The 24,376-nt window shown below is 68.3% G+C and carries 18 protein-coding genes; 14 read left to right on the top strand and 4 right to left on the bottom strand.

The genetic code is table 11. The annotated features are described in order from the left end of the window. Positions 1 to 3: 3 nt before the first annotated feature. From DI276_RS24520 to DI276_RS24495, 6 genes are all read left to right on the top strand, one after another. Positions 4 to 3,138: an AfsR/SARP family transcriptional regulator gene (locus tag DI276_RS24520; protein ID WP_112267194.1), complete on the top strand. Its 3,135-nt coding sequence runs from the start codon at positions 4 to 6 to the stop codon at positions 3,136 to 3,138. Between the two features lie 61 nt (positions 3,139 to 3,199). Next, a complete protein-coding gene (locus DI276_RS24515) occupies positions 3,200 to 5,446 on the top strand; it encodes an alpha-N-acetylglucosaminidase (protein ID WP_112267192.1) in 2,247 nt (748 codons plus the stop codon). A 33-nt stretch (positions 5,447 to 5,479) separates the two neighbouring features. Then, a complete protein-coding gene (locus DI276_RS24510) occupies positions 5,480 to 7,012 on the top strand; it encodes a hypothetical protein (protein WP_112267190.1) in 1,533 nt (510 codons plus the stop codon). 169 nt (positions 7,013 to 7,181) lie between these two features. Continuing rightward, positions 7,182 to 7,658 carry a low molecular weight protein-tyrosine-phosphatase gene (locus tag DI276_RS24505; RefSeq protein ID WP_112267695.1) on the top strand — a complete coding sequence of 159 codons (477 nt, stop codon included), beginning with the start codon at positions 7,182 to 7,184 and terminating at the stop codon, positions 7,656 to 7,658. Between the two features lie 169 nt (positions 7,659 to 7,827). Further along, positions 7,828 to 9,351 carry a glycoside hydrolase family 19 protein gene (locus DI276_RS24500; protein ID WP_112267188.1) on the top strand — a complete coding sequence of 508 codons (1,524 nt, stop codon included), beginning with the start codon at positions 7,828 to 7,830 and terminating at the stop codon, positions 9,349 to 9,351. A gap of 22 nt (positions 9,352 to 9,373) precedes the next feature. After that, positions 9,374 to 10,867, top strand: coding sequence for an NlpC/P60 family protein (locus DI276_RS24495; RefSeq protein WP_112267186.1), 1,494 nt, complete (start codon positions 9,374 to 9,376; stop codon positions 10,865 to 10,867). Between the two features lie 63 nt (positions 10,868 to 10,930). Here the strand turns inward: DI276_RS24495 and sucD are convergent, their stop codons facing one another. After that, positions 10,931 to 11,809, bottom strand: a complete 879-nt coding sequence (gene sucD / locus DI276_RS24490; protein WP_112267184.1) for a succinate--CoA ligase subunit alpha — start codon at positions 11,807 to 11,809, stop codon at positions 10,931 to 10,933. Beyond that, positions 11,809 to 12,915, bottom strand: coding sequence for an ADP-forming succinate--CoA ligase subunit beta (gene sucC / locus DI276_RS24485; protein WP_112267181.1), 1,107 nt, complete (start codon positions 12,913 to 12,915; stop codon positions 11,809 to 11,811). Before sucC ends, sucD begins: the two co-directional genes overlap by 1 nt. A gap of 123 nt (positions 12,916 to 13,038) precedes the next feature. Between sucC and DI276_RS24480 the strand changes: the two genes are divergently transcribed. From DI276_RS24480 to DI276_RS24455, 6 genes are all read left to right on the top strand, one after another. Then, on the top strand, positions 13,039 to 14,724 hold the full coding sequence (locus DI276_RS24480; protein ID WP_112267179.1) for a thiamine pyrophosphate-binding protein: 1,686 nt from the start codon (positions 13,039 to 13,041) through the stop codon (positions 14,722 to 14,724). A 15-nt stretch (positions 14,725 to 14,739) separates the two neighbouring features. Next, on the top strand, positions 14,740 to 15,981 hold the full coding sequence (gene frc / locus DI276_RS24475) for a formyl-CoA transferase (protein ID WP_112267175.1): 1,242 nt from the start codon (positions 14,740 to 14,742) through the stop codon (positions 15,979 to 15,981). A gap of 22 nt (positions 15,982 to 16,003) precedes the next feature. Further along, complete coding sequence (locus DI276_RS24470) at positions 16,004 to 18,154, top strand: acetate--CoA ligase family protein (RefSeq protein ID WP_112267173.1); 2,151 nt, start codon at positions 16,004 to 16,006, stop codon at positions 18,152 to 18,154. A 199-nt stretch (positions 18,155 to 18,353) separates the two neighbouring features. Next, positions 18,354 to 19,760 (top strand): Nramp family divalent metal transporter, encoded by a 1,407-nt coding sequence (locus DI276_RS24465; protein ID WP_112267171.1) that lies wholly within the window; start codon positions 18,354 to 18,356, stop codon positions 19,758 to 19,760. After that, entirely contained in the window at positions 19,760 to 20,197 is a 438-nt protein-coding gene (locus tag DI276_RS24460) for a hypothetical protein (RefSeq protein ID WP_112267169.1), read from the top strand. Before DI276_RS24465 ends, DI276_RS24460 begins: the two co-directional genes overlap by 1 nt. Before the next feature lie 24 nt (positions 20,198 to 20,221). After that, positions 20,222 to 21,235 (top strand): TerC family protein, encoded by a 1,014-nt coding sequence (locus DI276_RS24455; protein WP_198680887.1) that lies wholly within the window; start codon positions 20,222 to 20,224, stop codon positions 21,233 to 21,235. Here DI276_RS24455 and DI276_RS24450 read toward each other — a convergent pair. Both DI276_RS24450 and DI276_RS24445 read right to left on the bottom strand, forming a co-directional pair. After that, positions 21,226 to 21,426: a hypothetical protein gene (locus tag DI276_RS24450; protein WP_112267165.1), complete on the bottom strand. Its 201-nt coding sequence runs from the start codon at positions 21,424 to 21,426 to the stop codon at positions 21,226 to 21,228. The two genes, DI276_RS24455 and DI276_RS24450, sit on opposite strands and share 10 nt — an antisense overlap. Positions 21,427 to 21,666: 240 nt before the next feature. Then, positions 21,667 to 22,392 (bottom strand): GntR family transcriptional regulator, encoded by a 726-nt coding sequence (locus tag DI276_RS24445; protein WP_112267163.1) that lies wholly within the window; start codon positions 22,390 to 22,392, stop codon positions 21,667 to 21,669. A 100-nt stretch (positions 22,393 to 22,492) separates the two neighbouring features. Here DI276_RS24445 and DI276_RS24440 point away from each other — a divergent pair, with 100 nt between their 5' ends. Further along, entirely contained in the window at positions 22,493 to 23,470 is a 978-nt protein-coding gene (locus tag DI276_RS24440; protein ID WP_112267161.1) for a 2-dehydropantoate 2-reductase, read from the top strand. Positions 23,471 to 23,693: 223 nt separating this feature from the next. After that, positions 23,694 to 23,966, top strand: a complete 273-nt coding sequence (locus tag DI276_RS24435; RefSeq protein WP_112267159.1) for a hypothetical protein — start codon at positions 23,694 to 23,696, stop codon at positions 23,964 to 23,966. The last annotated feature ends 410 nt before the right edge of the window (positions 23,967 to 24,376 follow it).

Below are 24,376 nucleotides of genomic sequence, written 5' to 3'. Positions count from 1 at the left end.
GGGATGGACGAGTGGGCGTTCGGCACCCTGGGGCCGCTGGAAGTGCGCCGCGAGGGCGTCCCGCTGACGCTGTCGGCGGCGAAGCACCGGATCGTGCTGGCGACGCTGGTGCTGCAGGCAGGCGAGGTCGTGTCGGTGGACCAGCTGGTCACCAGCCTGTGGAACGACGACCCGCCGACCGGCGCCCGGAGCACCTGCCAGGCGTACGTGATGCGGTTGCGGCAGGCGCTCGGCGATCCGCAGGCCGTGGTCACCAGGCACGGCGGCTACCTGCTGAACGCCGACCCGGCCCTGGTCGACCACGTGCGGTTCGCCGGGCTCGTCGCGCAGGCGCGGCGCACCGGCGAGGCGCGCGAGCGGTCGGCGTTGCTGCACCGGGCACTCGGGTTGTGGCGGGGGCCGGCGCTCGCGGACGTGCCGTCGGACGCGTTGCACCGCGACGCCGTGCCCGCGCTGGAGGAACAGCGGCTCGTGGCGCTGGAGCTGCGCATCCAGGCCGACCTGGAGCTGGGGGCACACGGCGAGGTGATCGGCGAGCTGCGCACGCTGACCAGCGAGCACCCGTTCCGGGAGCGGTTCTGGGCCGACCTCATGCTGGCGTTGTACCGGTGCAGCAGGCAGGCGGACGCGTTGCAGGTCTACCGCGACCTCGACGTGCTGCTCGCCGAGGATCTCGGGCTCCGGCCAGGTGAGCAACTGCGGCGGCTGCACGAGGCGATCCTGCGCGACGACCCCTCGCTGGCCATTCCTGCCCAACAGGCACCGGCCAGGGCGCCCCTGCGCACGACCGTGCCCCCGGACATCGGCGACTTCGTCGGGCGGGCCGAGCAGATCGCCGCGGCCGCCGGGCTGCTCAGCACGAAGAACACCACGGCCGCGCCGATCGTCGTCCTCTCCGGACCGCCCGGGGTCGGCAAGTCCGCGCTCGCGGTGCACCTGGCGCACCGGCTGCGGCCCGAGTTCCCGGACGGCGTGCTGCACGTCAACCTGCTCGGCTACTCGACCGAGCAGACCATGACCGTCTCGCAGGCCCAGCGCTACCTCCTGCGCGCGCTCGGCCTGCCCGCCGAGCAGATCCCGCTGGAGCAGGACGAGCAGGAGGTCGTCTTCCAGACCCTGCTCACCGGCAAGCGGGTGCTGATGCTGCTGGACAACGCCGCGGACGCGGACCAGGTGCGCGGGCTGCTGCCGGCGGAACCGGGCTGCGCGGTGCTGGTGACGAGCCGCAGCGAGCTGCGCGGCCTGACCGCGTTGCAGGGTGCCCGGCGGATCCCGCTGGACGTGCTGTCCGAACGCGAGGCGCGGGCGTTGATCGCCAGGATCGCGGCGGTCGAGGAGGACGACTGCGCGGAGCTGACCGAGCTGTGCGGGCGACTGCCGCTGGCGTTGCGCATCGCCGCGGCGAACCTGTCCGGCAGGCCGCGGGCGGATGTCGCGGACTACGTCGCCGAGCTGCGGCAGGACGACCGGCTCGCGGCGCTCGCGGTGGAGGGTGACGAGACGGCGGCCGTGCGGGGTGCGTTCGTGCCGTCGTACCGGGCGCTCAAACCCGAGGCGCGCCGGCTGTTCCGGCTGCTCGGGCCGGCACCGGGCGCGGACTTCACCGTGCCGACGGCCGCGGCGCTGCTGAACACCTCGTTCGGCGAGGCGACCCGGCTGGTCGAGCAGCTCGCCGCGGCGAGCCTGGTCCAGCAGTACGAGCCGCGCCGGTACCAGTTCCACGACCTGCTGCGCCTGTACGCGGTCACGATCGCCCTGGAGGAGGACGAGCCGCCGATCCGCGAGCAGGCGTTGCGGCGGCTGTACGAGCACTACCTGCACACCGCGGACGTCTCGGCCAAGCTGCTCAACCCGACCCTGGCGAGGCTGGAGAGACCGGCTCCGAGCACTCCGCCGGCGGTGCCGCACCTGTCCGACGACGAGGAGGCCGCGGCCTGGTTCCAGGCGGAACGGGCGAACCTGGTGGCCGCCATCGAGCAGGCGGTCGCGGTCGCGCCCGAGTTCTCCTGGCACCTGACCGACGCCGTCCGCGGTTACCTGCACTCCCGGCGCCTCGACGTGGACCTGATGACCGTGACCACCACCGCTCTGCTGGCGGCGGAACGAGCGGGGGAGCACATCGTCCGCGCCTGGCTGCACAACAGCCGCGGCACGCTGCACTGGAGCCGTGGCGACTACCCGGCCGCGATCGCGGACCTGACCAGGGCACTCGACGGTCACGAGGCCGTCGGCGAACGGCGCGGCGAGAGCGTCGCGCTGAGCAACCTCGGCATCGTCCACCTCGAGCTGGGCGACCTGAAGCAGGCCGTCGACCACTCCACGCGGGCGCTGGAGGTGGCCAGGGAGCTCGGCGAGCCCCACATCGAGGCAGCCGCGCTGGTCAACCTGGGGGCGATGCACCTGGAGAGCGCCGAGCTGGACCTCGCGGAGACCCATCTGGCCGAGGCGCTGGAGCTGACCGCCAGGTGGGGGCTCACGCACACCGAGGCGACCGCCCGCAACAACCTGGGCGGCGTGTGCCTGCGCAAAGGCCGCATCGACGAGGCGTTCGGCCACCACCGTGCCGCGCTCGCCGTCTACCGGCGGCTGCAGTCACGGCACGACGAGGCCGAAGTGCTGCAGAACCTGGCCGCCACCCACCGCGAGGCCGGCGACCTCGACCAGGCCGTCGAGCACTGCCGCCAGGCACTGGCGCTGGCCCAGGAGACCAGGAACCTGCGCTACGAGGCGGACGCGCTGAACACCCTCGCGTCCATCGAGCTGCGCGGCGGCAACCCGGCTGACGCCCGGACCAAGCACACCACCGCGCTGACCCTCAGCCGCAACGCCGGCTACCGGCAGGGCGAGATCACCGCGCTGATCGGGCTGAGCGCCGATCTGCGCGTGCTCGGCGCCGCCGATGACGCGCTGGCGTTCGCCCGGCAGGCGCTGGCACTCGCGGAAAGCACCGGTTTCCGGTTGCGGGAGACGCAGGCGCTGGTCGCGCTCGCCGAGGTCGAGCTGGCCTTGGAGGAGCGGGAATCCGCTGGTCAGCACGTTGTCAAGGCGCTGGAGTCGGCGCGCGAGGCGGGTGACGAGCTGGGGCAGAAGCGAGCGATGAGGGTGCTTGACGTGCTGGCGTCAACGGCACGTCAATAGGACGTCATCGCGTGCGATCAGAGTCGTCACCAGCAGGATCTCGTTGACGACAGGAACCGGAATGCGCACCTTCTCGCGACGCAACTTCGTGCTCGGCACCGCCGCCACCGCGTTCCTCGCGACCGGCGTGCGCGGGGTGGCGTCGGCCGTGGTGCCTGCGGACACCCCGGCGGTGCGCGCCGCGATCGCCCGTCTCCTCGGCCGGTCCGCGGACCAGTTCACGCTGCGTCAGCTCACCCCGAGGACGGGGGAGACGGACGCGTTCGAGATCGGCGGCGCGCCAGGCGCCATCACCTTGGCGGGCACCAGCCCCGTGGCCACGCTGTCGGCGTTCCACTGGTGGTTGAAGCACGTCGCGAACGGTCACCTCTCCACGAACGCGGACAGGGTCGCGCTCCCTCCGACCCTGCCCGCGCCCAGCGCTGTCATCCGCCAGTCCACCGAGCTGGCCGAGCGCTACGCCTACAACTTCACGGTTTTCGGCTACACCAGTCCGTGGTGGACCTGGAGCGAGTGGGAGCGCGAGCTCGACCTCCTCGCGGCGAGCGGCACCAACCGGGCGCTCGCGCTGATCGGCCAGGAGATCGTCTGGTACGACACGTTCCAGGACTTCGGCATGGACGAACTGGCTGTGCGCCAATGGATCGCGCAGCCCGCGCACCAGCCGTGGCAGTGGTACGGCGAGATCACCGGCTACGACGAGGACGCGTCCGGGTTCAGCGGCCCGGTCAGCGTCGGACTGCTCGAACGCCGCGTCGCGCTGGGCCGCAAGATCGTCGGCCGGATGCGCGAGCTCGGCATCACGCCGGTCTTTCCGATGTTCACCGGGCAGGTGCCGGACCAGGCGTTCGCCGACCTCCACCCGGACACGCACATCCCGGCGCAGCACGACTACGCGGGCCACCCCCGGCCCTACTGGCTGGACACCACCGAGGCGCTCTATCCCGAGGTGGCGCAACGCTTCTACCGGGCGCAGTCCGAGCACTTCGGCACCACGACGCACTACTCCGGTGACCTGTTCCACGAGGTCGGCACGGAGGAGCTGCCCGGCTACCTGGACGGGGCGAACCTCGGTGAGGCCGCCGTCGCCGTGCAGAACGAGCTCGACCGCGCCGTGCCGGGGGCGATCTGGCTGATGCAGGGCTGGCAGGACAACCCCCAGCTGGACGTGCTCAACGCGGTCGACGAGAAGCGCGTGATCGTGCTCGACCTCGACTCCGACGACAGCCGCAAGTGGCAGGACACCGACGCCTACTGGGGTGTGCCGTGGTGCTGGGGCACGATCGGGAACTTCGGCGGCAGGCTCGGCGTGTTCGGCAACCTCGTCGAGCCCGGCCGCACCCTGCCGGACGTGCGCAGGTCCCCGGAACGGCAGCGCCTGGCCGGCACCGCGTGGGTGCAGGAGGGCACGTACAACAACCCCGTAGTCGCCGACCTGCTCGGCGAGATGACGTGGCGCCGCGACCCGGTCGACCTGGAGCCGTGGGTGCTCGCCTACGCCCGCCGCCGCTACGGCACGGACGACCCGCACGCCGCCGAGGCGTGGCGAATCCTGCTGCACACCGCGTACTCCTTCGCCGCGAGCGGGCACTCGACCGGCGAAGGTCCACATGAGACTCCGTTCGCGATGCTGCCGACGCTGAACCCGGACAGCTCGGCGTCCAACTTCGGACCTGACCGGCCGCGTTACGACATGGACGCCTTCATGCCGGCGTTGCCGGAAATGCTGAAGGTCGCACCGGCCGTGCGCAGCCTGCCGACGTACCGGTACGACCTCGTCGACGTCACCCGCCAGGTGCTGGCGAACCGGGGCAGGCAGCTGCGCACCCGCATCCTGGAGGCTTACCAGGACAAGGACCGCGATGCGGTGCTGCACCACTCGCAGCGCTTCCTGCGCGCGCTCGACCTCACCGAGGAGATCCTCGCCACCGACCGGCACTGGCTGCTCGGCCCGTGGCTGGAGCAGGCCAAGGCGTGGGGCTCGGACGCCGACGAACGTGCGATCCTCGAGTGGAACGCCCGCTCGATGCTCACCATCTGGAGCATCGACGCCGCGCCGTCCCTGCACGAGTACGCCAACCGCGACTGGCACGGCCTGCTCAGCGGCTACTACAAGCCTCGCTGGGTGCGTTTCCTGAACGCGTTGCCCAGCACCATCTCCTCCGGCGTCGAGCCGGACTTCTCCGACTGGCACACCCGCGGTGACGCGTGGAGCCGGCAACAGGAGCTGCACACCACCACGCCCAGCGGCGACCCGCACGTGGTGGCCTCCCGGATCGCCGCCGAGCTCGCCGGCGACCCGGTCTGACGTTCCACTCAGGACACATTGGGGAGTATCACCATGCCTGAAGTCACTCGCCGCGACATCCTGCGGGGCGGCCTGCTCGCCGCGACCGCGGTGTTCACCAGCAAGGTCTTCGGTGACGCACCGGCGGCCTTCGCCGCGGCGGACGGGTACGCCGTCGCCTACAACCACCTGGACATCACGCCACAGGTCAGCAAGGGCTGGGGCAGTCTCTGGATGGGCGGCTACGGCTGGGATCCACGCGGTGCCAGCCCCGACCCCAACGTCAACCACGTCCCGCACCGCCCGCTCACCGCGCACTGCCTCGCCATCCACGACGGCGGGTCGAAGAACGTCATCCTGCGGCTCGACGTGGTGAGCATCCCGCGGGACGTGCACCTGGAGATCCGGCGCCGGGTGGTCGACGAGCTCGGCCTGGTGGGCGACAGCGACTTCATGATCGTCTCCAGCCACACCCACTCGGGGCCGTTCATCGGCGACACCCACCCCGACCCGGTCGTCATCATGGGCCTCGCGCCGGCCGACGTCGACGCGATCAACAACAGCACGTGGATGTTCATCGGCCTGGTGGTCGAGCTGGTCAAGCGGACCGTCGAGGAGGCCCCGATCCCCGCGAAGCTGGCCTATGCCGAGACCACGGCGGACATCGGGAACAACCGCTGCGGGCTGCCGGAGGTGATCGACGTCGTGCCGGTGCTCACGGTGCGGGCGGCGTCCGACGACACGCTGCTGTGCATTCTGTTCGGTGCCGCCGCGCATCCCGTGTGCCGCAAGCGGGACAACGTCTTCGACAGCGAGTACTGCGGTGCCGCCGCGGAGTTCATCGAGCAGCGGCTCGGTGCGATGGCGTTCTTCTTCCTCGGCACCGCGGGCGACCAGGAGGCGTACCACGACAACAACGTCGACCAGCCCGCCGTCCTCGGTGCGAGACTCGCCGACGCCGTGGTCGACCTCGTCGAGAACGGTCAGTTCGACCCGGTGACCGGTCCGATCAGGACGGAGCTGATCGAGGTGACCCTGCCGTTCTGGATCGACAACGACGACCCCGACAACGTCGCCGTCCTGCGCCAGAAGTACGTCGAGCGCACGCACGGCCCGAACACGCCGGGCTGGGACGGCTACGCCGAGCTCCGGCACGCCCGGATCATGATCGAAAAGATCGACAACGGCACGCTGGAGTCCAACGTGCCGATGCCCATCCAGTGCTGGAAGTTCGGCTCGGGGCTGACCATTCTGGCCCTGGCGCACGAGGTGGTCGGCATCTACCACGTGCTGATCAAGGAGTACGCCGAGCAGATCGGCACCGGGAACCTGTGGATCATGGGGTACGCCAACGAGGTTCAGTGCTACGTGCCGTCCGACCAGCTGCTGTGGGCCGGTGAGGGCATCCACCTCGGGTACGAGGCGGGATGGAACCAGGGGGACAACTGGATCGCCGGGTACGGCAGCGGCCAGCTCGCGTACGGGTGGCCGTCACCGTTCCGCCCCTCGCCGCCTGGAACCCACCCCGCGTCGCCGGACAGCACCGAGAGCATCGTGCTGACGGCGTGCGAGGGCTTGCTCAGCTAGCGGCGTGACCCAGAACGTGGACGGGGTAATCATCGGCGCTCAGCAGGGCGCCTCGCGGCACCGCCCCCGTACAACCAGTACGAGGACGCGGGGCGGCACCACGATGCACCCGTCTGACCGCGAATTACCCCGGCAACGTTCCGGGCCACACCACTAGCAGGTGATCCACGTGCACGTCAGCTTCGTCTCCAGCACCAACACCTGCCGCTCGCCGATGGCCGCGCTTGTCGCCAGGAAACACCTCGTGCAGGCCGGTCTGCAGGACCGGGTGCGCATCACCAGTGCGGGCACGGGGTTGTGGCAGGCGGGTGAGCCCGCGGATCGGCGCGCGACCGCGGTGCTCACCGCCGCCGGCTACCCGACCGGGCACGTCGCCACGCCGCTGGGTCCCGACCACCTGAACGCGAACCTGTTGCTGGCCATGGACTCCGGCCACGCCAGGACGTTGCGCAGGCTGGTCGCGGACACGGCGGCCGTGCGGTTGCTCCGCACGTTCGACCCGGAGGTGGTCGAGGACTTCTGCGTCCCCGACCCGTTCTACGGCGGCCCGGAGGACTTCTCCGAGGTGCTCCGCATGATCGAGTCGGCGATGCCCGGTGTGCTGGGGTGGCTCGAAGGGGAGCTGGCAAGCCGAGTCAAACCCTGAAGATCGCGGTGCGTAAAGGTCGTGAGTGGACTGTCCACTCACGACCTTTTGCTGTGCGCGGACTTCTTCTCCCGATGACGCCGGGAGTCGTCACGGCGTCAAGGCAGCGTCATCGGCGGTCGGCAGTCTCGGTTCAACAAGAACTCGTTGAGCTGAACGGAGATTCACGATGTCCAGATCCCTGCGACTGGTGCTGGCGGCGACCGTCGGTGCCGGCCTGTTGGCCGCGGTGCCGCTGCCGCAGGCGATGGCGGACGGTCCGCAAGGCGACCGCATCGCGGTGCTCGAAGGTGACGCCCTCTTCGTCAAGGAGGGGGACATGGACGCCGAGTGGGAGTACCAGGACAACGGCGTCAAGAAGTTCCAGCTCGACGGCGACCGGGTCGCGATTCTGAAGGACGACGGGTCGTTGCTCGCCAAAGAGGGGGACCTCGGGCCTGGCTGGCACACGGTCAACGCGGACTCGGTGACGGACTTCCAGATCCGCGACGGCCGCATCGCGTTCACCGAGGGACCGGACCTCTACGTCGTCGAGGACGGCCTGGGCGGCGAGATCGTGCACCAGGCGGACAACGTCAAGAAGTTCCAGATCGACGGTGACCGCGTCGGCATCATCACGACCGACGACCACCTGCTGGTCAAGGAGGGCGACCTCGGTCCCGGCTGGCTGACGGTGAGCGAGAACAACGTCACCGGCTTCCAGCTGCACGACGACCGGATCGCCTACACCGAGGGAACCGACCTGTGGGCGCAGGAAGGTCCGCTGGACGCGCCGTCGGTGCACCAGGACTCGGACGTCAAGAAGTTCCAGCTGGAGGCCGACCGGGTCGGCGCGTTGCTGAACAACGGTGAGCTGCTCGTCAAGGGCGGTGACCTGGAGCCCGGCTGGTTGACCGTGAGCGCGAACAACGTCACCGACTTCAAGCTGGACGGTGACCGCATCGCGTACGTCGAGGGCGACGTGCTGTGGGCGCAGGAAGGCGAACTGGACGCCGAGTCGTTCGTGCAGGAGGAGGGCATCACCGCGTTCGACCTGAACGCCGACCGCGTCGCCGTCGTCAAGGACGGTCAGCTCCTGGTCAAGGAAGGCGACCTGGGCCCCGGCTGGATGACTCTCGACGAGGACAGCGCCACGGGTGTGCAGCTCCAAGCCGCGCCGTTCGCGGCCGGTGAGGACGTGACGTTCGAGGACCTCACGGCCATCTACGGCTTCCTGCCGGAGGAGGCCACGATCAGGGAGGGCCTGCCGAGCCTCAACCAGGCCATGGCCGACGGCGGCATCACCACCCCGGCGCGCAAGGCCGCGTTCCTCGCGACGCTGCGCAACGAGAGCGGCTTCCGCTACGACCGCCACGAGATGCTGAACCCCGAGCGCTACAAGGGGCGCGGCTACATCCAGCTGACCAACGACTTCAACTACCGCCCGGCGGGCCAGTTCGTCGGCTACGACCTCATCGCGAACCCGGACGCGGCCGCGTGGCTGGAGTACAGCGCCCCGATCGCCCGCTGGTACTGGACCGTCGCCCGTCCGGCCATGAACACCTGGGCCGACGAGCTGAACATGGGCAAGGTCAACCGCGGCATCGGCTACCAGCCCACCCCTCACCGGGATGCCCAGCGCTGCAACGACTTCGCAGCCGCGCTCCGCTACTTCAACGGCGGCGAGCTGCCCGGCGCCGTCATCTGCAACTGACCCACACCGAGGACTGAGCACAATGGACACCAAGAACGTGAGATCGAAGTTCGCCCGGCTTGTTGTCGCGGCCACCGTGGGCCTCGGCACCGCGGCCCTCAACCTGGCCGCAGCTCCCGCGGCGCAGGCGGCGCCGGAGTGCGGTGTGCTGGCCGAGGGCGCGGCTCCCGAGGCCGTGGCCGCGGTCGAGGCGGCGTGCGACCAGCTCGGCACCCCGTACGTCTGGGGTGGCGGTCACGGGCCCCAGCCCGGCCCGTCCGGTGGCGGCCTCGACTGCTCCGGGCTCACCCGGTACGCCTACTACCTCGCGACCGGCGAGGACATCATCAACGGCACCACGTACACCCAGTGGCCCAACTCCCGGGTGGTGGACCGGTTCTACGCCGCGGAGGGCCTCGACCCGCTGCTGCCGGGGGACCTGCTCTTCTTCGGCACCAACCCGCAGAACGACCTCGGGCACACGGCCATGTACCTGGGCCAGGGGTGGATGGTGGAAGCGCCGACCTTCAACCAGGTCGTGAAGGTCTCCTCCGTCGCCAACCGCGGCTACTACGGCGCGGCCCGCCTGTTCCACGGTGGCACGTCGTCCCAGCCGGCACCGGGTGCGGACCGGATCGCCTACACCGAGGGTGGAGACCTGTGGGCGATGGACGGTGAACTGGAGGCCGCCCCGGAGTTCCAGGAGGGAAACGTCAAGAAGTACCAGATGGAGGGTGACCGGGTCGGCGTGCTGACCAACGACGGTGCCTTGCTCGTCAAGGCGGGCGACCTCGGCCCCGGCTGGCACACGGTCAACCCCGACTCGGTGACCGACTTCGAGCTCGACGGTGACCGCATCGCGTTCACCGAGGGGCAGGACCTCTACGTCATCGAGGGGGATGTCAACGGCGAGATGGTGCACCAGGACGCGGCCGTGAAGTCCTTCCAGATCGAGGGCGACCGGGTCGGCGTGCTGAACACGGACGACGTGTTGCAGGTCAAGGAAGGCGACCTCGGTCCCGGCTGGATCGACATCGCGCAGGGCGTGACCGACTTCCAGCTGCACGGCGCGCGCATCGCGTACCGCGAGGGCACCGCCCTGTGGGCGCAGGAGGGGCCGCTCGACGAGGAGTCGTTCCACCAGGAGGACGACGTCGTGGCGTACCAGCTCTCCGGCGACCGCGTTGCGGTGCAGACGACCGGGGGAGCGTTGCTGGTGAAGGAAGGCGACCTCGGTCCGGGCTGGGTCACCGTGAACGCGGACTCGGTGACGGCGTTCCACCTGGACACCGACCGCATCGCCTACGCGGAGGGTGGCGACCTGTGGGCGAAGGAGGGCGACCTGGACGCCGGAATCGTGCACCTTGCCGGCGGCGTGGACAGGTTCCAGCTGGACGGCGACCGGATCGCCGTGCTGCGCGGTGACGCGCTCGACGTCAAGGAAGGCGGTCTGGACGCGGAATGGGTCTCGGTGAACCCGGACTCGGTGACCAGCTTCCAGATCGGTGGCGACTACGCGAAGCCGGTGCGCGGCTGACCCACCTGACCGACCGGGGTGTGGCCTGGAAAGGCCGCACCCCGGCGCGTTTTCCCGTGCCGGTCAGCTGGTCAGGATCGCCCTGGCCAGGGCAGCGGTCTCGGACGGCGTCTTGCCGACCTTGATCCCGACCGACTCCATGGCCAGCTTCTTGGCCTCCGCCGTGCCCGAGGACCCCGAGACGATGGCGCCCGCGTGGCCCATCGTCTTGCCCTCGGGCGCGGTGAAGCCCGCGACATAGCCGACCACGGGCTTGGACACGTGCTCCCGCACGTACTCCGCCGCCCGTTCCTCAGCGTCCCCACCGATCTCGCCGATCATCACGATCAGCTCGGTCTCCGGATCGGCCTCGAACGCCGTGATCGCGTCGATGTGCGTGGTGCCGACGATCGGGTCGCCGCCGATGCCGACGCACGTGGTGAACCCGAAGTCCTTCAGCTCGTGCATCAGCTGGTAGGTGAGGGTTCCCGACTTCGACACCAGCCCGATCGAGCCCGGTTTGGTGATGTCGGCGGGGATGATGCCCGCGTTCGACTTGCCGGGACTGATGATGCCGGGACAGTTCGGCCCGATGATCCGCGTCGACTTGCCTTGGGCGTGCGCCCAGAACCGTGCTGTGTCGTGGACCGGTACGCCCTCGGTGATCACGACGGCCAGGCCGATGCCGGCGTCCACGGCCTCGATGACGGCATCGCCGGTGAACGCGGGCGGGACGAAGAGCACCGACACGTTCGCGCCGGTCTGCTCCATCGCCTCGGCGACCGTGCCGAACACGGGGAGCGTGACGTCGTCGAACCCCGCTGACGTGCCGGCCTTGCGCGCGTTCACACCGCCGACGACCTGGGTGCCGGCCGCGAGCATGCGGCGGGTGTGCTTGGAGCCCTCCGACCCGGTCATGCCCTGCACGACCACGCGGCTGTGTTCGTCGAGGAAGATCGCCATCAGGACTCCTTACCGGCGCCGGCGAGCGCGGCGGCCCGGCCGGCCGCGTCGTCCATCGTGTGCGCCACGGTGATCAGCGGGTGTCGTGCTTCGTCGAGGATGCGGTGCCCTGCTTCGGCGTTGTTGCCGTCGAGCCGCACGACCAGCGGCTTGTCGGCGCGGTCGCCGAGCAGCCCGAGCGCTTGCACGATTCCGTTGGCCACCGCGTCGCACGCGGTGATGCCGCCGAACACGTTCACGAACACGCTGCGCACCGACGGGTCGGAGAGGATGACGTCGAGTCCGTCGGCCATCACTTGGGCCGAGGCGCCGCCGCCGATGTCGAGGAAGTTCGCGGGCGCGGCACCGGCCAGCGCCACGACGTCCAATGTGGACATGACGAGGCCCGCGCCGTTGCCGATGACGCCGACCGTGCCGTCGAGCTTGACGTAGTTGAGGCCCTTCTCGGCGGCCCGCACCTCCAGCGGGTCACCCTCCGCGCCTGAATCGGTGCGGGAATGCCGGAAAGACGCGTTGTCGTCCAGCGTCACCTTGCCGTCCAACGCGACGATCTTGCCGGATTTGGTGAGCGCCAACGGGTTCACTTCGACGAGCGTGGCGTCCTCGGAAACGAACACCTTCCACAAAGCGGAAGCGACGGCGTTCACTTCGGCGGCGATCGACGGTGAGAACACCGCTGCTGCGCCGAAGGCCGAAGCTGGCATTCGAGTGATCGAGTGCGCCATCTCTTCGATTTCCATGCCACCGGTGGCCGACGCCATGGCGATGAACGTCCTGTTGGCACGATCAAGCAGAAACGAGAGGTAGTACTCCTCCGCGATCTCGCTCGCCTCGGTCACCAGCACCTTGTGCACGGTGTGGCCCTTGATGTCCATCCCCAGGACGGCCTCGGCCGCGGCGAAAGCTTCGTCGGGCGACGAAGCGAGCTTGATGCCGCCCGCCTTGCCGCGTCCGCCGGTCTTCACCTGAGCCTTCACGACGACCGTGCCGCCCAGTTTCGCGGCGGCCTCGCGCGCGGATTCAGGAGTGCCGGCCACGAAACCGCGAGGGACGGGCACTCCGTACCGCTCGAAGAGGTCCCGCGCCTCATGTTCGAAAAGATCCACCGTCTGCGTCCTCTCGCCGAAAACTTGCGGCCATCTATGGACATCCGGTTGGTAGCGGAGTAACGATATGCCTACCTCATACGGTATGCAATCTACAGTCGAGCGCTAAGGGGCTGATCGCCGATGACGAGTTCCGCGGAGCCGGAGTCGATCTCTGGGGGCCATTTGGTCGCCAAAGCGCTCAAGGCTGAGGGCGTCGACACCATCTTCACGCTGTGCGGTGGACACATCATCGACATCTACGACGGCTGCGTGGACGAGGGCATCGCCGTCGTCGACGTACGACACGAACAAGTAGCCGCGCACGCCGCAGACGGCTACGCACGCATCACCGGCAAGCCCGGTTGCGCCGTGGTGACCGCGGGGCCGGGCACCACCGACGCCGTCACAGGCGTCGCCAACGCCTTCCGCGCGGAGAGCCCGATGCTGCTCATCGGCGGCCAGGGTGCGTTGAGCCAGCACAAGATGGGCTCGCTGCAGGACCTCCCGCACGTCGACATGATGACGCCGATCACCAAGTTCGCCGCGAACGTCCCGCACACCGCCCGCATCGCGGACATGGTGTCGATGGCGTTCCGCGAGGCCAACGCCGGCGCGCCCGGTCCGTCGTTCCTGGAGATCCCGCGCGACGTCCTGGACGCCAAGGTGCCCCTCAGCACGGCCCGCATCCCGCAGGCCGGCCACTACCGCGCCTCCACGCGCAGCGCCGGTGACCCGAGGGACATCGAGAAGCTCGCAGACCTGTTGGTGCACGCCAAGAAGCCCGCGATCCTGCTGGGCAGCCAGGTGTGGACGACGCGCGCCACGGACTCGGCCATCGAGCTCGTGCGGACGTTGAACATCCCGGCCTACATGAACGGCGCGGGGCGCGGCACCCTGCCGCCCGGCGACCCGCACCACTTCCAGCTGTCGCGCCGGTACGCCTTCGACAACGCCGACGTGATCGTCATCGTCGGCACCCCGTTCGACTTCCGGATGGGTTACGGTCGCAGGCTTTCCGCGAACGCGACGGTCGTGCAGATCGACCTCGACTACCGCACGGTCGGCAAGAACCGCGACGTCGACCTCGGCATCGTCGGCGACGCGGACCTGGTGCTCTCCAGCGTCGCGCAGGCCGCGTCCGGCCGTGAGGACAACGGCGCGATGGGCCGCAAGGTGTGGCTGGAGGAGCTGCAGGCGGTCGAGGAGAAGGCCCGGCAGAAGCGCCTGGAGCACCTGCGCTCCGACGACATGCCGATCCACCCGTACCGCCTGGTGAGCGAGATCAACGACTTCCTCACCGAGGACTCCATCTACATCGGCGACGGCGGCGACGTCGTCACGTTCTCCGGCCAGGTCGTGCAGCCCAAGTCGCCCGGCCACTGGATGGACCCCGGTCCACTCGGGACACTCGGCGTCGGCATTCCGTTCGTGCTCGCCGCGAAGCTCGCGCGGCCGGACAAGGAGGTCGTGGCGCTGTTCGGTGACGGCGCGTTCAGCCTCACCGGCTGGGACTTCGAGACGCTCGTCCGCTACAACCTGCCGTTCGTCGGCATCGTCGGCAACAACTCGTCCATGAACCAGATCCGCTACGGCCAGGCCGCCAAGTACGGCCTCGAGCGCGAGCGCGTCGGCAACACGCTCGGCGACGTGAAGTACGACCAGTTCGCCAAGATGCTCGGCGGCTACGGCGAGGAAGTGCGCGACCCCAAGGACATCGGCCCGGCGCTGCAACGCGCCCGCGAGTCCGGCAAGCCCTCGCTGATCAACGTGTGGATCGACCCCGACGTGTACGCGCCCGGAACCATGAACCAGACGATGTACAAGTAGGTGAGCTTGACCAAAATGGGTAAAACTCAGACCAAGGCCCTGGAGGGCGTCAAAGTCCTCGACATGACGCACGTGCAGTCCGGACCGTCGTCGACCCAGCTGCTCGCCTGGCTGGGTGCGGACGTCATCAAGCTGGAGACGCCGGGACGTGGTGACATCACCCGCGGCCAGCTGCGTGATCTGCCCGAAGTGGACAGTCTCTACTTCACGATGCTCAACTGCAACAAGCGGAGCATCACGCTCAACATGAAGGCCCCGGAAGGCAAAGAGGTCTTCGAGAAGCTCGTCGGTGACGTCGACGTCCTCGTCGAGAACTTCGGCCCTGGTGTCGTCGAACGGTTCGGCTACCCGTGGGAGAAGCTCCACGAGCTCAACCCCGGGCTGATCTACGCGTCCATCAAGGGCTTCGGGCCCGGCCGCTACGCCGACTTCAAGGCCTACGAGGTGATCGCGCAGGCCATGGGCGGCTCGATGAGCACCACCGGGTTCGAGGACGGACCGCCGCTCGCCACCGGCGCGCAGATCGGCGACTCCGGTACCGGAATCCACCTGGTGGCCGCGATCCTGGCCGCGCTGTACCAGCGGACGAACACCGGGCGCGGGCAGCGCGTCCAGGTCGCGATGCAGGACGCCGTGCTCAACCTGTGCCGGGTGAAGCTGCGCGATCAGCAGCGACTCACCCACGGGCCGCTGGGGGAGTACCCGAACGAGCAGTTCGGGGACGAGGTTCCCCGCTCCGGCAACGCATCCGGTGGTGGCCAGCCCGGCTGGGCGGTGCGCTGTGCCCCCGGCGGCCCCAACGACTACATCTACGTGATCATCCAACCGCCCGGCTGGAAGCCGCTGACCGAGCTGATCGGCAAGCCGGAGCTCGCCGAGGACCCGGCCTGGGCCACGCCGGAGGTCCGGTTGTCCAAGCTGGACAAGGCGTTCGCGCTGATCGAGGAGTGGACGGAGAAGCACACCAAGTGGGAGGTGATGGACAAGCTCAACGCCCACAACATCCCGTGCGGTCCCATCCTGTCCACAAAGGAGATCATCGAGGACGAGACCCTGGCGCAGCTGGGCACCGTCGTCGAGGTCGACCACCCCGAGCGCGGCACGTTCAAGACGGTCGGCAACCCGCTCAAGCTCTCCGACTCGGTCACCGAGGTGCAGCGTCCGCCGTTGCTCGGTGAGCACAACGACGAAGTGCTCGGCGCACTGGGCTACAGCACCGAACGACTCGCCGAGCTCCGCACCGCCGGCGTCATCTGATTCGCTAGGGAGACGAAATCTCATGCCGGACAACGGCTACGACCGCGCCGCGGTCGAGAACGCACTCGCGAAGGTGCGGGCGGAGGGACGGTCGTCGCTCACCGCACCGGAGGGCAAGCGGGTCTGCGACGCCTACGGGATCGCGACCCCGGCCGAGGCGCTGGCGAAGTCGTCGGAGGGCGCCGTAGCGTTCGCCGAGGAGATCGGCTACCCGGTCGTGCTCAAGATCGTTTCACCGGACATCCTGCACAAGACCGAGGCCGGCGGTGTCCTCGTCGGGTTGAAGAACTCGGGTGAGGTCGCCGAGGGCTATCGCACGATCATCAACAACGCCCGCAACTACAAGGCGGACGCCGAGATCACCGGGGTCCAGGTCCAGCAGCAGCTGCCGACCGGGAACGAGGTCCACGAGGTCATCGTGGGCGCGGTGACGGACGAGACGTTCGGCAAGATCGTCGCGTTCGGCCTCGGCGGCATCCTGGTCGAGGTGCTCAAGGACGTCACGTTCCGCCTGGCACCGACGAGCGAGTCCGAGGCGCTGTCGATGGTCAACGGCATCGCGGCCGCCGAGATCCTGCGCGGAGTCCGTGGCGCGCAAGGAGTTGACGCTGCGAAGCTCGCCGACCTGATCCACCGGGTGTCGGATCTGGTCACGGACTTCCCGCAGCTGGCCGAGGTCGACCTCAACCCCGTGCTGGCGACTCCTTCCGGTGCCACCGCTGTCGACGTGCGGATCCTGGTGGACGAGAACGCGGCCAAGGAACCGCACCGGTTCACGCAGGACGAGATCCTGACCGCGATGAACCGGATCATGAAGCCGGCCGCCGTCGCCGTGATCGGTGCCTCGAACGAAGAGGGCAAGATCGGCAACTCGGTGATGAAGAACCTCGTCAACGGCGGGTTCCAGGGCGAGATCTACCCGATCAACCCCAAGGCGGACGAGATCTTGGAGAGGAAAGCCTTCGCCGGCATCGGCGACGTGCCAGGAGACGTCGACGTCGCGGTGTTCGCCATCCCGGCCAAGTTCGTCCCGGCGGCGTTGGAAGAGGTCGGCAAGAAGGGCGTCGCCGGCGCGATCATGATCCCCTCCGGGTTCGGCGAGACGGGCAACGTCGAGCTGCAGGAGGAGATCGTCGCGATCGCGCGCAAGCACGGCGTGCGCATCCTCGGCCCGAACATCTACGGCTACTACTACACGCCGGAGAACCTCTCGGCGACGTTCTGCACGCCGTACGACGTCAAGGGCGGCGTCGCGCTGTCGTCGCAGAGTGGCGGAATCGGTATGGCGATCCTCGGATTCAGCCGTTCCGCGGGCATGGGCGTCAGCGCGATCGTGGGCGTGGGCAACAAGGCCGACATCGACGAGGACGACCTGCTGACGTTCTTCGAGCAGGACCCGAACACCCAGCTCGTCGCGATGCACCTGGAAGACCTCAAGGACGGTCGTTCCTTCGCGGAGACGGCGAAGCGGGTGTCGACTCGCAAACCGGTCGTGGTGCTGAAAGCCGGACGAACCGACCAGGGCGCCAAGGCGGCCAGTTCGCACACCGGCGCACTGGCCGGCAACGACCGGGTCTACGACGACATCCTCAAGCAGAGCGGCGTGATCCGCGCACCCGGCCTGAACGACCTGCTGGAGTACGCGCGCGGCATCCCGCTGCTGGCCACGCCCAAGGGCGAGAACGTCGTCATCATCACGGGCGCGGGCGGCTCGGGCGTGCTGCTCTCGGACGCCTGTGTGGACAACGGGTTGTCGCTCATGACCATTCCGGACGATCTGGACGCGGCGTTCCGGAAGTTCATCCCGCCGTTCGGCGCGGCCGGCAACCCGGTCGACATCACCGGCGGGGAACCGCCTTCGACGTACCGGAACACGATCGCGCTCGGCCTTGCCGACGAGCGCATCCACTCGTTGATCCTGGGCTACTGGCACACCATCGTCACGCCACCGATGGTGTTCGCGAAGCTCGTGGTCGACGTGGTGGAGGAGTACCGGGCGAACGGCATCCACAAACCTGTTGTCGCATCGCTCGCCGGCGACGTCCAGGTGGAGGAGGCCAGCGAGTACCTGTACCGGAACGGGGTAGTTGCGTATCCGTACACAACGGAGAAACCTGTCGCTGTATTGGGCGCCAAGTATCGGTGGGCAAGGGCCGCCGGGCTGCTCGGTTAGCAGCGAGATCTTGTAAGGGAGAGATGGCCCGTCCGCGACCGTGACACGCCCACGGTCGCGAACCCGCCAGGGAGGTCAACGAAGACAGCCGGTCCTCTGGAGGTTGTTAACCGTGGATGATCCAAATCTGGTCGCCCGCACAGAAGTGTCAGCACCACCTGAGAAGGAGCGTGTCTGGCCCGCGGGCAGGCTGGAAGCGATGCCCATCAGGAAACTGCCCGACGCGCCACCGTCGATCCACCTGCTGGGCCCCACCGTCTTCCTGGTGGCACTCGGCGTGGGCATGGGCGAGGCCTACATGTGGCCCCGGCTCGTGCTGCTCTTCGGGCCGGACATCCGGTGGCTCTTCCTGATCGGCGTGACCCTGCAGGCCGTCGTCATGCTGGAGATGGCCCGCTACGCCATGGCGACGGGCGAGAGCATCTTCTTCGGCGCGGCACGCGTGTTCAAGCCGATCATGTGGTTCTTCTTCATCGTGGCGATGGCCGTCTACATCTGGCCCGGCCACCTCTCCGCGGGCGCGGCGGCGCTCGAGCGGATCACCGGCATACCGTGGACGGTGTCGGCCTGCGTCGGCCTGGTCCTGGTCGGCATCCTGTTCAGCCTGGCCAAGGTCATCTACAACCTGCTGGAGAACCTGCTGTCCATCCTCATCGGACTGCTCGTCGTCAGCACCGCGGTCGTGGCGGCGATGGTCGGCACGTGGCAGGACCTGGTCACCACGGTGACCGGCATGTTCCAGTTCGGCTACCTGCCCGCCGACGCCCTGTCGGCCACGTGGTTCCCGGTCATCGTCGGCTCGATCGCGTTCGCGGGCCCGTCCGGCATGCAGCAGATGTGGTACACGCTGCACCTGCGGGACAGCGGTGCCGGCATGGGCTCGCACATCCCCAAGGTGCGCGGTCTGCGGCACGCGGGCAAGGAAGAGGAGATGCCCAGCCGGGGCTTCATGTTCGACACCTCGGACCCCACCGAGATGGCGAAGTGGAAGGGCTGGCGGCGCTGGGTCACGTTCGACGCGCTGCTGCTCTTCTGGGGCATCACGATGCTGGTCACGATCTCGTTCACGGTGCTCGCCCAGGCGGCGAACCGGGAGAGCCCGAACGTCAAGGCGCTGATCGAGTCCGGCGAACGGGAAGCGGCGCTCAACGGCATGTCGGACGCCTTCGCGTCAGCGGGCGGTCCCGTGCTGGGCGCGGTGTTCCTCGGGTTCATCGCGTTGATCGGACTGAACGCCACCCTGGGTCTGTTCGACTCGTTCTCCCGCGGCCAGGCCGACATGACCTACCACTTCGTGCGCGGCGCGAAGCGGTTCGGGATGTCGCGCCTCTACGCGGGATTCCTGTGGGGTGTCATCACCTTCGGCATCGTCATCCTGCTGTGGGGACCGGCCAAGGGACCGGGCGCCATCCTCGACGTCCTGGCGTTCCTGTCCACGTTCGCGATGGGTGCCTACTGCGTGGTGTTGCTGCTCGTGAACAACCGGATGCTGCCCAAACCCATCCGGCCCAAGCTGATCACGAACATCGTCGTGGGGCTGGGTGCCGTGTTCTACCTCGGCATGCTGTTCTACAGCCTGATCCGCTTCGGCGTCGTGGTGGACTGATGGACATCCGAGAAGCCCAGTGGAAAGAAACACTGCCCGGTGCGGCCGTGGGGCTCGCCGCCGGTGTGGTTGCGGGCGGGCTGGCGGCCTTGGTCGGCCAGCCCCTCTCGTGGGCGTTGGTCACGATGCTCGCGCTCGGTGTGCCGCTGGGCCTGCTCGGCGGCACTCTCGGTCTGCTCGTGGCGTCGGGCCTGCTGCCACGCGGGCGGTTCGCCCCTGTCGCGCTGTTCTGGCTCGTCGGGTTCCCACTGGCCAGGCTGATCCACGAGATCGCCGTGAGCCTGGTGCTCACCGGCCAGGTCCGGCTGCCCTCGGACCTGGCCGGTTTCCTCGCCTACCAAGGACTCGTGAGCATGGGCTGGGCGATCGGCTTCCTGTGGCTGCACGAGCGCATCGCGCTGCGCATGCGCACCTCTGCTGCCACCACGTCCCGCTGACCTTCCGCCGGAGGAGCGAGAATGCTGGATCTTCCTGTCTGGGTGTGGATCGCGACCATGGGCGGTATCGCGCTCGTGATCGCGTTCGACTTCTACTTGGTCGCCCGGAAACCGCACGAGCCGTCGTTCCGCGAGTCGTTGTACTGGGTGCTGTTCTACGTCGGCCTGGCCGTCCTCTTCGGACTCGGCGTCACGGTGCTGGCCGGGCCCGGTCACGGCGGTGAGTTCTTCGCCGGCTGGATCACCGAGTACTCGCTGAGCGTCGACAACCTGTTCGTGTTCGTGCTCATCATGGCCAGGTTCGCGGTGCCGCGGGAGTACCGGCAAAAGGTGCTCATCGTCGGCATCATCCTGGCGTTGTTGCTGCGAGCCGTGTTCATCGCACTGGGTGCCCAGGCGATCGCGCGGTTCGACTGGCTGTTCTACCTCTTCGGCGCCTTCCTCATCTGGACGGCGTGGAAGTTGTTGCGCCAGGAGGAAACCGAAGAGGCCGAGTTCTCCGAGAACGCCGCGTTGCGCGCGGTGAAGAAGGTCGTGCCGGCGACCACGACCTACCACGGTGCGGCGTTGACGACGCGCATCGACGGTCGCCGGGTGGTGACGCCGATGCTGATCGTCATGGTCGCGGTCGGCACCACGGACCTGCTGTTCGCGGTGGACTCGATCCCGGCCATCTTCGGGCTCACCAAGGAGCCCTACCTGGTGCTGACCGCCAACGCGTTCGCGCTGATGGGCCTGCGCCAGCTGTTCTTCCTGGTGGGCGGCCTGCTCGATCGCCTGGTGCACCTGAGCAAGGGCCTCGCGGTGGTGCTCGCGTTCATCGGGCTCAAGCTCATCTTCGAGGCGCTGCACCACCACGGTGTCACATGGGCTCCGGAGATCCCGATCACGGTGTCGCTCGGGGTGATCGTGGTGACGCTCGCCATCACCACGGTGTGGAGCCTGCACACCTCCAAGCGGGCCGCCCAGTCCGCTGTGGAGGGTGCGGAGATCGTGCAGCGCAGCGATGACGCTCCGGTGAAGGACACTCAGCCGTGAATGGTGTGGCCCTCGGCGTCCTTGCCCTCAAAACCTGGGCGCAGCGTCTTGGCCACGGCCGCGACGGCCTCGGCGTCCTTGTGCTGCTCGTTCAGCGCGGTGGCCAGGCCGAGGCCGAGCGGGCGGCCGTCGGCGGAGAATCCGGCGCGCGGCTGGGTCAGAGAGCGCGCGAAGTTCTTCAAGCGGGACATGGGTTTCCTCCTGTCGATGGTCGCTCCCAGGGCGCGCAGAAGCCTGACAAGCACTGTCGCACGGGAGTAGCAGGGTTGCGGCTGGGGTTCGTTCCACTGGGTACCCACTGCGGGTCCTCGTTGACCTCATCCCTGCCGAAATTCAGCATACTGCGTTTTGTATGCAATCCACGACCATCGTGTCGCGGATCACCCGTGCGGCACCAAATGACCGATTTCGGGTGATCTGAGCGTAATGGGCTAGCTACCCTCGGTGGCGTTCTCCGGCGTCTTCCGGTCGTGGTAGGTCTGCCGCGTCTGCTCCGCGTGCCGGTGCATGACCTCGCCTGCTCGCTCTGCGTCACCGTCGGAGATGGCCGCGATCAGCTCAGCGTGTTCGTTCCACGAGTCTCGGCTGCGCGGGCGGGCGATCGGGGTGTAGTACCAGCGCACCCGCCGGTCGACCAGCCCGATCATCTCGGACAGGACCTTGTTGCGGCCGATCGCCGCAACGGCCGCGTGCAGGTTGGCGTTCGCCTGGACCAGGCGTTCCACGTCGGCGGCGGCCAACGCGTCCTCGCCGGCCTTCTGCAGCTTCTTGAGCTGCTTCACGTCCTGCGCGGTGGCGTGCTCGGCGGCGAGCTTGGCCGAGTAGGTCTCCAGCACGCTGCGCACCGCGAGCAGCTGGTCGGCCTCCTCCTCGGTCGGCGTGTGCACGAAGGCGCCCTGGGCTGGGCGCAGGTCGACCCACCCGTCGGTCTGGAGCCGCTGCAGGGCCTCGCGCACCGGCTGGCGGCTCACGCCGAGGTACTCGGCGAGTTCGGCCTCGACCAGGTGCTGGCCGGGGGCGAGGGTGCGGTTGACGATGAGCTCGAGCAGGGCGTCGTAGACGGCCTGGCGCAGCGGTGCGGGCCGTTCGACCCGGCGGCTCGCCGCGGCGCTGAGGGAGCCCTTGCCGGCTCGGCGGCCACTGGGCAAAGAGGTCATGTCAGACAGAATACAGCTTTTGGTATGCAAAAAGCACTTCTGGAGCTTTGGTCATGTTGTCCGTATACTGTATGCAATCCTGAAACGAGCGGGGCGTGACATGAAGATCGCTGTTCTCGGAGCTGGGGCGATCGGTGCCTACGTCGGTGCGGCGTTGCATCGTGCGGGCGTGGAGGTCCACCTGATCGCACGTGGAGCCCATCTCGCCGCGATGCGGGCGCACGGCGTGCGGGTGCTGAGTCCTCGTGGTGACTTCACCGCGCATCCACATGCGACGGACGATCCCGCCGAAGTGGGTGAGGTCGACTACGTCTTCCTCGGCCTGAAGGCGTACTCGTACGCGTCGTCGGGTGATCTGCTGGCGCCTCTGCTGGGTCCTTCCACCGCCGTGATCGCCGCGCAGAACGGGATTCCGTGGTGGTACTTCCACGGTCTCACCGGCCATCCCCTGGAGGGCCAGCGGATCGAGGCCGTCGACCCCGGCGGCTCGGTCACGGCCGTGCTGCCGATGGAACGGGCGATCGGGTGTGTCGTCTACTGCTCGACCGAGATCGAGTCGCCGGGCGTGATCCGGCACCTGGAAGGCACGCGGTTCTCCATCGGGGAGCCGGACCGGTCGATCTCGCCGCGGTGCGTGGCGCTGAGCGAGGCGATGATCGCGGGCGGGCTGAAGTGCCCGGTGGAGAAGGACGTCCGCGAGGACATCTGGATCAAGCTGATGGGCAACGTGGCGTTCAACCCGTTGAGCGCACTGACCCGCGCGACGATGGTGGAGATCTGCGAGCACACGGACAGCCGCTCGCTCGTCGCGCAGATGATGGCCGAAACGCTGACCATCGCCCGTGCGGCCGGCTGCGACCCGCAGATCTCGATCGACAAGCGCATCGACGGCGCCCGCAGGGTCGGGCACCACAAGACGTCGATGCTGCAGGACCTGGAAGCCGGCAAACGGCTGGAGATCGACGCGATCATCGGCGCGGTGGTGGAGATCGCCTCGCTGACCCGCGTGCCGGCGCCGACGTTGCGGCACGTCTACGCGGCCATCGACCTGCTGTCGCGCACGTCGCTGGTGTCCTGAGTCGCTGCTGCGGCAGCTCACGTCCGTGGTGCCGATCTTCGCGGCACCGTTCGTCAAGGGCTTGGTCACTTCTGGACGATGGATGCGTTCTGCCGGCGGAGCGCGTCGGGTTCATCGCCGTGACTGATCGACGCGCTCAACGCGGTGGCCGCGGAGCTAGGGGTACCCGCGTCCCAGGTGGCGTTGTCCTGGCTGAGCCGGACGGCCGGGCGTCAGTTCGATCGTGATCGGTGTCCGAAGGTTCGACCAGTTCGAGATGAACCTGGGTGCGTTGGACGTGACGCTGACCGAAGCGCAACGGGCCACGCTCGACGAGGTCTCGGCCATGTTGCCGATGTTCGCCACCGGGGTGCGGGTCGGTTGCGTGGGCTGGCGGCGGTTCCGGCGGGGTTGGTCGCGCTTTGCGGATTGGTTGCGTTCCAGCGTGGTTGCGTGGGTGGCCGGACGGGCTTTGGTTGCGTCATCGCCGCTTCGCGACGATTGCGTTGGGGCTTGACTTCGGGGCCCTTGCGAGGCGCTGGTCGGGCGGAAAAGGTCGGATGCTTCGCACCCGCCCGATCCGAAAAAGGTAGCACCTCGCACCCAAAGTCAAGCCCCAATCGCAAGCGTGCGTGGTTGGGTTGGTTGGCTTGCGTCATTACCGGTTTGCCACGTTGGGATTGGTGTTCGGCTCGGTTCACTCGATTGTGTTCACCTTGGGTCGTTATTGTTTTGTGATCTTGCGGTAGAGTGGAACACGTGAGCGAAACCCGACTTCTGTCCGCCGACGAGCTGCTGCGCAGTGTCGTCGCGGAGGTGACGGAAATCCGGGTTCGCGAATCTGCGGTGATGCAGAAAATCGCCGAGTTGGATCGGCGTGGCGCCGCATCGGAGCTGGGTTACAAGAATTTGGTTCAGGTGCTGCGT

The sequence above is a fragment of the Lentzea terrae genome (assembly GCF_003265345.1).
GTDB lineage: Bacteria > Actinomycetota > Actinomycetes > Mycobacteriales > Pseudonocardiaceae > Lentzea > Lentzea terrae.
This window is presented reverse-complemented; position numbering and strand designations above follow the sequence as displayed.